9 protein-coding genes are annotated in these 6,446 nt (G+C 66.5%); 1 reads left to right on the top strand and 8 read right to left on the bottom strand.

The genetic code is table 11. The annotated features are described in order from the left end of the window. A partial coding sequence (locus DRV84_RS14815) for a GIY-YIG nuclease family protein (protein ID WP_205026748.1) occupies positions 1-754 on the top strand: 754 nt, incomplete at its 5' end. 1 nt (position 755) lies between these two features. Here the strand turns inward: DRV84_RS14815 and DRV84_RS14810 are convergent. From DRV84_RS14810 to DRV84_RS14775, 8 genes are all read right to left on the bottom strand, one after another. Then, on the bottom strand, positions 756-1,178 hold the full coding sequence (locus DRV84_RS14810; RefSeq protein ID WP_115982071.1) for an acyl-CoA transferase: 423 nt from the start codon (positions 1,176-1,178) through the stop codon (positions 756-758). Positions 1,179-1,309: 131 nt separating this feature from the next. Beyond that, on the bottom strand, positions 1,310-2,044 hold the full coding sequence (locus DRV84_RS14805) for a DUF3825 domain-containing protein (protein ID WP_158547827.1): 735 nt from the start codon (positions 2,042-2,044) through the stop codon (positions 1,310-1,312). A gap of 262 nt (positions 2,045-2,306) precedes the next feature. After that, positions 2,307-2,939, bottom strand: coding sequence for a DUF6441 family protein (locus tag DRV84_RS14800; RefSeq protein ID WP_115982068.1), 633 nt, complete (start codon positions 2,937-2,939; stop codon positions 2,307-2,309). Next, complete coding sequence (locus DRV84_RS14795; protein ID WP_115982066.1) at positions 2,936-3,247, bottom strand: head-tail joining protein; 312 nt, start codon at positions 3,245-3,247, stop codon at positions 2,936-2,938. Before DRV84_RS14795 ends, DRV84_RS14800 begins: the two co-directional genes overlap by 4 nt. Beyond that, positions 3,247-4,260, bottom strand: coding sequence for a major capsid protein (locus DRV84_RS14790; protein ID WP_115982064.1), 1,014 nt, complete (start codon positions 4,258-4,260; stop codon positions 3,247-3,249). Before DRV84_RS14790 ends, DRV84_RS14795 begins: the two co-directional genes overlap by 1 nt. Before the next feature lie 40 nt (positions 4,261-4,300). Beyond that, positions 4,301-4,666, bottom strand: a complete 366-nt coding sequence (locus DRV84_RS14785) for a head decoration protein (RefSeq protein ID WP_115982062.1) — start codon at positions 4,664-4,666, stop codon at positions 4,301-4,303. A gap of 4 nt (positions 4,667-4,670) precedes the next feature. Continuing rightward, a complete protein-coding gene (locus tag DRV84_RS14780) occupies positions 4,671-5,732 on the bottom strand; it encodes a head maturation protease, ClpP-related (RefSeq protein WP_158547826.1) in 1,062 nt (353 codons plus the stop codon). 4 nt (positions 5,733-5,736) lie between these two features. Then, the coding region (locus DRV84_RS14775; protein WP_115982058.1) for a phage portal protein at positions 5,737-6,446 on the bottom strand (710 nt) is incomplete at its 5' end.

Below are 6,446 nucleotides of genomic sequence, written 5' to 3'. Positions count from 1 at the left end.
CCTTTTTGAAACCTACCAGTCCGTTCCTGGCCGACCCGAAACAGCCCTGCGTCGAGCCGAGTACGTGGCAAGCTTCTTCGGCCTGTCGCCGGGCAAAGCGCATTTCGTCGGGCTTTATCGTATCGGCGATGCGCGCGAACTCGACCATGACGCCTTCTGGCGGATACCGGAGAACCTGATCCTCCGGGACATGGGATACGAGGGATTCACCACTGAAGAGGCCGACAGGTTGGGGTCGCGCCTTCAGTTCGATCTGGAACGCCTACCATTCTACGGCGACTGGCGCGGGCGGCTGGTCATCGATTTTCCGCCGCCCGAGCGCTCATGGTTCCGGTGGGTGGACCGTGGCACGTTCCCCGTGAGCGCAATTCTCGAGGAAAGCGCGTTCGCGGCCCCACCGCCCGACTGGCGTGACATCGACCTTACCTTCGCAGATCTCGAAACGCTGCCAGGCTCGTGGCGGGCGCGTCTGGCCGAATGGCGCGGGATCTACCTCATCTTTGATGAAAGCGACCGCCGCACCTATGTCGGTTCCGCCTATGGCCGCGACAACATCCTCGGTCGGTGGCAGGCCTACGCCCGCGATGGTCATGGTGGAAACCGTGAACTGCGCGGTCGCGACCCGCGCAATTATCGGTTCAGCATACTCGAGCGCCTCGCACCAGACTTGCCGCCAGAGGACGTCATCGAGCGCGAAAACAGCTGGAAGCTGCGGCTTCATTCGCGGCAGCCGTTTGGGCTCAACGCAAACTGAGTCACCCGTCTAGCGGATCGGCGATCGAATAGTGTAGCATCACCGCGATGGTGGCCGCCTTCAGGCTCGCCGCGCCCTCGACCGGCAGATCGACCGGCCGTGGCGCCTCGGCCTCGACCCAATCGCAGAGCCCATCCAGCGTGCGGTCGGCGGCGAGCGCTGTGCCGATGCTGGCGATCATCGTGTCGAAGGCGGCGTCACGGTTCGCGCCCTGCACAACCGCCTCGATCTCCGCCCGGTGCTGGTAGTGGTAGGCCAGCGGCGACAGCGTCACCTCCGGCTCCCCCGGCTCGCCGTCGCGCAGGATCAGCAGCCCCTCCACCGGCACGCGCTCGGGCAGCACCTCGCCGCGCAGGGCGATGGCGGGCAGCGCCAAGAGCCGCGCGTGCAGTGCGGCGAGGATGGTTTCGCGGGGTGTTGGCATGGCTTCTTGCGATGCTGGATACGCGAAGAGATTCCGGAAGAGCCGATAGCAACGCATCCTGCTACAGGCATGAACGCCGGCGACACGCAGAAAGCGGACGCTACAAAGTATCAGGTTGAGCTTCTGGCAACTTAAGCCGAGCGCACGGACTCAGGGTTTTCAATCTCATCTTCTGTCGCATTGACGGCATGCTCTTTCCATGCCTGCAGAAGCCAATGGGGCAGCTGGTCATGTCGCTGCACCGCAACACGCGCATTTCCGAAAGGCATTACTGGCTTCAAAACTGTCCGCACAAGAAGGCTTCCTGGGTTTACTTGGATTGGCGCAATAAGGTCAGGCGCTAGGGTAATATCTTCGCGGCTGCTGAGATAGAGAGGAACAACATAGCTCATTTGACCAAAGTACCAGTAGGGCAGGTGCAAATTACGATTCAGTGACCATTGAATAGCGCCGGAAACTGCACACATCTGGGCTACTCGTGGCGTTTCCGCAAAGAATGGAACTCGATCCGAGTTATCATCGAGTATATGATCATGCATCATGACAATCTCTACGCCGCTCGGAATGGCGTTGGGCGCTGGAATCTCCGGCGGAACCGGTAGCCTAGGTGCCGACATATTTGCTTCAACAGCAACTAGATAGAATGGCTCTCGGCCAGGATTTCTGTTTCTCTCGAATGCCAAATATATTGGCGTCCCATAACGTGTTTGTAGATGGCCAGCAGTTACATAAAATTGACCTTCGCCTTCCGTGTATTGCCCCTGCTCGATGCTCCAAGCAACTTGGACCGCAAGATACTTCTTAAGGACATGGTTATTCTGCCCCCAATTTTCGGGAAGGGCCGTTGCCGCCAACTTCTCAAGCAATTCATTCGGGATAAAAGCGAAGCGACGAAGCCTATCAACGACCCGACTAGTCTGAGGCTCCCCCCATGCGGCGACTAGTTCATCGTGGCCAAAAGTCATTCTATGGCTTCCAAAAGTTGACATGACACAAGGCGATAGCCGTTAAAGTGAAACTTATCAGTGTCCAAGCGCTTTGCAACGATCAGTGTGGGGGTCGATTTCGGCCGGCCTGCCGTCGTTGAGCACGGCGCCGGGACCTGCGGCTTGGGCCGCAAAGCCGACATCAGAGGTTAACCTCCACCCAGTTCGCCACGATCAGCCCCGGCACGCTGTCATGCGCTCGCTTGGCGTCGCGGTCGAGGTCGAGCCGCTTCGGCAGCTTGACCTGCGGGACCAGCAGGAAGATCGGCGCAGTGACCTGGTTGCGGCCGGTCTTCGCGCGTGAGGCCACGGCCTGGCCCCGCTTGTTGATGCGGGCGCGGTCGGCGACGAGCAGGCTCGGCCCGCGCCGGCGATAGACGAAGCGCAGGCGCAGACCGCGGCGGCGTTCCCATTCGCCGGGGGTGATCTTGCCGCCGCGCAGACCCCGTCCGGCGGCGGGCGTCGGGATCGCGAGCCAGAAGCCGGTTTTCGACCGGATCAGCGGGCCGGTGTCGTGGGCGCCGACGATGGCGGGGGCCTTCGACCAAACCAGCGCCGCTGCGCCGATGCTGGTGGTGCCCTTGGGCCATGTCTCCGCGCGGATGCTCTTGGCGAGCCGCTGGCCCAGCCCCGCGCCGGTGATCTGGCGGCGCCAGTCGGCCTTGAGCTGCCCGCCGGCCTCGCGCACGGCCGAGGTCACCGCGCGCTCGCCCGCCTTGATCTCCGCCGCCATGAGCGCGGCGAGGTCCGGGGTGACGTCGAGCTTCAGTTTCATGCCGGGCGAAGATCCACGGTCCAGACGAGCCGCTCGCGGTCGCGGACGGGCTCGCCCTGGATGAGGAAGGGCTCGCCATCGATCTCGATGCGATCGCCGGGACGCGGCTGAGGCACTTCGGCCACGCGCAGATCCACACGCGTGGTCTCCGACCAGATGCGCGCGTCGCCGAAGCCGGTGATGTCGTCCGCGCGGCGGGTGACCACGCGGACGAGGACCGGGGTGCCGCCGTCCGGCGTGTAGACCGCCTCGCGGGCGACGTTGCCGTCGGCGAAGAGCGCGTCGAGCGCCATGGCGACCGCGTCCATCATGTCCGCCGTGCCGAGCGCAGCACCTGCGGGCGGGTGCAGATCGGCAGCGGGTTGCTCTCGATCTCGAGCCGTACCCACTCGTCGCGATCCCTGTCCGGGATCATACGCGCGTAGAGCGGCAGGCCGACGGTGTTGACCGTCTCGAAGGTGTCGGCGGGGGCGTAGTAGATCTCGAAGAGCCCCTCGACGCCCTCGGGGTAGAAATACGCCTTGTCGGTGGGCACGCCGAAGCCGAGGCCCCCGCGGTAGCGGCGGAAGGTGATGCCGCCGAAGCTGACCTCCTCGCCCACGCGGCCGCGCAGATCGGCGGCCGCGGCGGTGTTCAGGTAGGTCTCGCGCACCTCCTTGTGGGCCACGAGATCGGCGAAGAAGGCCGAGCCGCATTCGGCGCGGATCTGCACCTGGCCGGCGGCGAGCCCGCCGAGGCTGTCCTCGACGCTCTCGATCAGGGACTGGCAACGCTTGCGCAGCGCGCCCGAGGCCGGGCTCGTGTTGTCGAGGTCGAAGTCGACCTCCGCCGCGGGCGTGATGCCGAATTCCGCATGGTAATCGATTACCGTTGCCCCGTCCTTCGGGTCCTTCACCACGCCCTGGATGCCGTTGAAGAGGTGGAACTCGAAGGTGGCCTCGGCGTCGTTCCTCAGCCGGCTGAGCTTGCGCGCAACCTCGGCCTGCACCTGCTGCACGGCGGTCTCGGAGCCGAAGTCGCGGATGGACTGGATTTCCGAGGCCCAGAGCACGTCCTGCTTCTTGAACTGCCGGCAGACGAAGGCGCGCATCTCGCGACGCTCGGGGATCTGGGACTCGTAGGCCGAGCCGCGTTCGGAGAACGGGATCAGCGACAGCGTGCCGTCGCGGCTCTCGATCATCACGGTGCGCGAGCGCACGCCACGGGCGCCGAAGAGGTTCGCGCCCGAGAGGATCGCGGGCTTGTAGGGGATGTTCTCGAGCGCGCGGGTGAGCTCGACGATTGTGAAGGCATCGCCTTCGAAGATGTCCATGGTGGCCATGTTGATGCCTCCGGGTCAGGGATGGTGTGGGGATGCGCGGTCAGCGGACGAGGATGCCCGCGGCGAAGAGCGCCGCATGGGCGGCCGCGATCTCGCCCTCGCTGGGCGTGCCGGCGAAGACGAGATCGTGGCGGTTGACGATGGCGGGGCCGCGGACCACCGCGACGGCCGGCGCGTCGCCGCCGCTCGCATCGGCCTTGCCCCAGAGCACGGCGACCGCGGTCTCGGTCCCGTCGGTGGCATTGGGATCGTGCGCGGCATACTTGCCCGAGGCCGTAATCTGGCCCAGCACGGTGCCGGGGGCGAGCGTGCCAGCGGCGACGGTAATCGTCTCGCGCGTGTAATCGCGATGGGCTTCCCAGACGAGGAAGCCGCCGGGATGCGTGCCCTCTGTCAGCGTGGTCATGGTGTCATCCTTTCAGCTTGAAGGTGCGGGCGATCACGTCGCCCCAGGGACGGGTGGCGGCACTGCGCCCGGGCTGCGCGTGATGGGGTGCGATCTCGGGCGCGGCCTCGGCCTTCGCGTCCAGCAGCGCGGCGCGGACTGCCTCGAGGCTGGCGTCCTCTTCGAGGAAGCGGCCTGCCATTTGCGGCTGGCCCGCGAGGCGGCACAGGTCGATCACCGCGCGGGCATGGGCGATGGCCTCCGCGCGGATGGCGGTGGCGTCCGGCGCAGTGGTGGCGGCTGCAACAGGGTTCGGGAGCATGTTCCGGCCGGGAACATGGGGGCCGGGCTGCGGGGAACCTTCGGGATCGGGCGTCACGTCCGGATCGGCCACATCATCGCTGGTGCTGGCGGGCGCTGCATTGGCTGCAGCATCGTGGGCGTCTGCAACGATGTCGGCCGGTTCGGACGTGGCGCCGGGCGCCTCGCTCTCCACCGCCTCGACCAGCGCGGGCGGCGCATTGCGGAACTGGGCGATATCGAAGCTGGCGGCGATGCGCACCGGCTCTGCCAGCCGCGTGGCCAGCCCTGCCTCCAGCGCCTCGGCCGCGCCGAACCAGGTCTCAGCGGCCATGAGGACCGCGATCTCGTCCTCGGGCTTGCCGGATCTGGCGGCATAGCCGCGCAGCATGCTGCCCGCGATCTTGTCCAGCGTGCCGGCCATGTCGCGCATGTCCGCGGCCGTGCCCATCACCAGCCCCGAGGGATCGTGGATCATCAGGAAGGCGTTTTCCGGCATGACGATCTCGTCGCCCGCCATCGCGATGTAGGAAGCGGCCGAGGCGGCGATGCCGTCGATCCAGACCGTGACCGTGCCGGCGTGGCGGCCGAGCGCATTGTGGATCGCGACCGCATCGAAGACCGAGCCGCCGGGGCTGTTGAGCCGCAGGTCGATCGCGGCCTCATCCGGCAGCGCGCCAAGCTCGGCCAGGAAGCCTTTGGCCGAGACGCCATAGGCGCCGATCTCGTCATAGATCAGCACCTCCGCGCCGCCGTCCCGGGCGCGGATCGTGTACCAGCTGTTCATCGGTTTACTCCTGTTCGATGTCCTCGGCGGTCTCGTCGTCGCCGTCATCTGTGCCTCCGGCACCGGGCTCCGGCCGCCGTGATGGCGTGGCCCGCGCGCCCTGCGTTTCACCCGGGCTGGTGCGGTAGCGCAGGCCGAGCGCCTCGGCACGAGCGGTGTCGGTGGCGTTCTCGCGATCCACTTCCTCGACATCGTAGCCAGTGGCCTCGACCACCTTGCGCCGCGAGGTGATGCCGGCCTCCATCGCCAGCACCTGCGCCTGGATGTCCTTCAGCGGATCGACCCAATCCCAGCGGGGCGGGATCCACTGCACCATCCGTGCGGCCGCCGGATCGGGCAGGTCCAGCCGGCCGGCGAGCCGTGCCGTCTCCAGCCAGCGCGCCCAGACCGGGCGGCAGAGCTGATGCGCGATCACCCCGTGCTGGAGCTGCTGCACCCGGCGGCGGAACTCCACCAGTTCGGCCCGCAGGCTCGAATAGTTGGCCTGCCGCACGTCGCCGGTGACGAGATGGTACGGCAGCCCCAGTGAGGCGGAGACGCCGAGCAGCGTACGGTACTGGAACGCCTCGTAGCTGCTGCCCACATCCGCGGGGCTCGAGAACTTCACGTCCTCGCCGGGCAGCAGCACCTGCAGGGTGCCGGGCTCGAGGCTGGCGATCGCCGCGCCCTCCGGGTCGGGCTCCTCCGTGCCCATCATCGGCTCTTCCGGCGCCG

This window comes from Rhodosalinus sediminis, from assembly GCF_003385555.1.
Taxonomy (GTDB): domain Bacteria; phylum Pseudomonadota; class Alphaproteobacteria; order Rhodobacterales; family Rhodobacteraceae; genus Rhodosalinus; species Rhodosalinus sediminis.
The sequence above is the reverse complement of the archived record's forward strand: the minus strand, read 5'-3'. Positions and strand labels throughout refer to the sequence as shown.

What these genes read in the sequence shown, in the direction of transcription:
- DRV84_RS14780 (WP_158547826.1), bottom strand. Translation starts at nt 5,732, where the DNA reads ATGAACAGCTGGTACACGATCCGCGCCCGGGACGGCGGCGCGGAGGTG.
- DRV84_RS14795 (WP_115982066.1), bottom strand. Translation starts at nt 3,247, where the DNA reads ATGGACGCGGTCGCCATGGCGCTCGACGCGCTCTTCGCCGACGGCAAC.
- DRV84_RS14800 (WP_115982068.1), bottom strand. Translation starts at nt 2,939, where the DNA reads ATGAAACTGAAGCTCGACGTCACCCCGGACCTCGCCGCGCTCATGGCG.
- DRV84_RS14790 (WP_115982064.1), bottom strand. Translation starts at nt 4,260, where the DNA reads ATGGCCACCATGGACATCTTCGAAGGCGATGCCTTCACAATCGTCGAG.
- DRV84_RS14810 (WP_115982071.1), bottom strand. Translation starts at nt 1,178, where the DNA reads ATGCCAACACCCCGCGAAACCATCCTCGCCGCACTGCACGCGCGGCTC.
- DRV84_RS14785 (WP_115982062.1), bottom strand. Translation starts at nt 4,666, where the DNA reads ATGACCACGCTGACAGAGGGCACGCATCCCGGCGGCTTCCTCGTCTGG.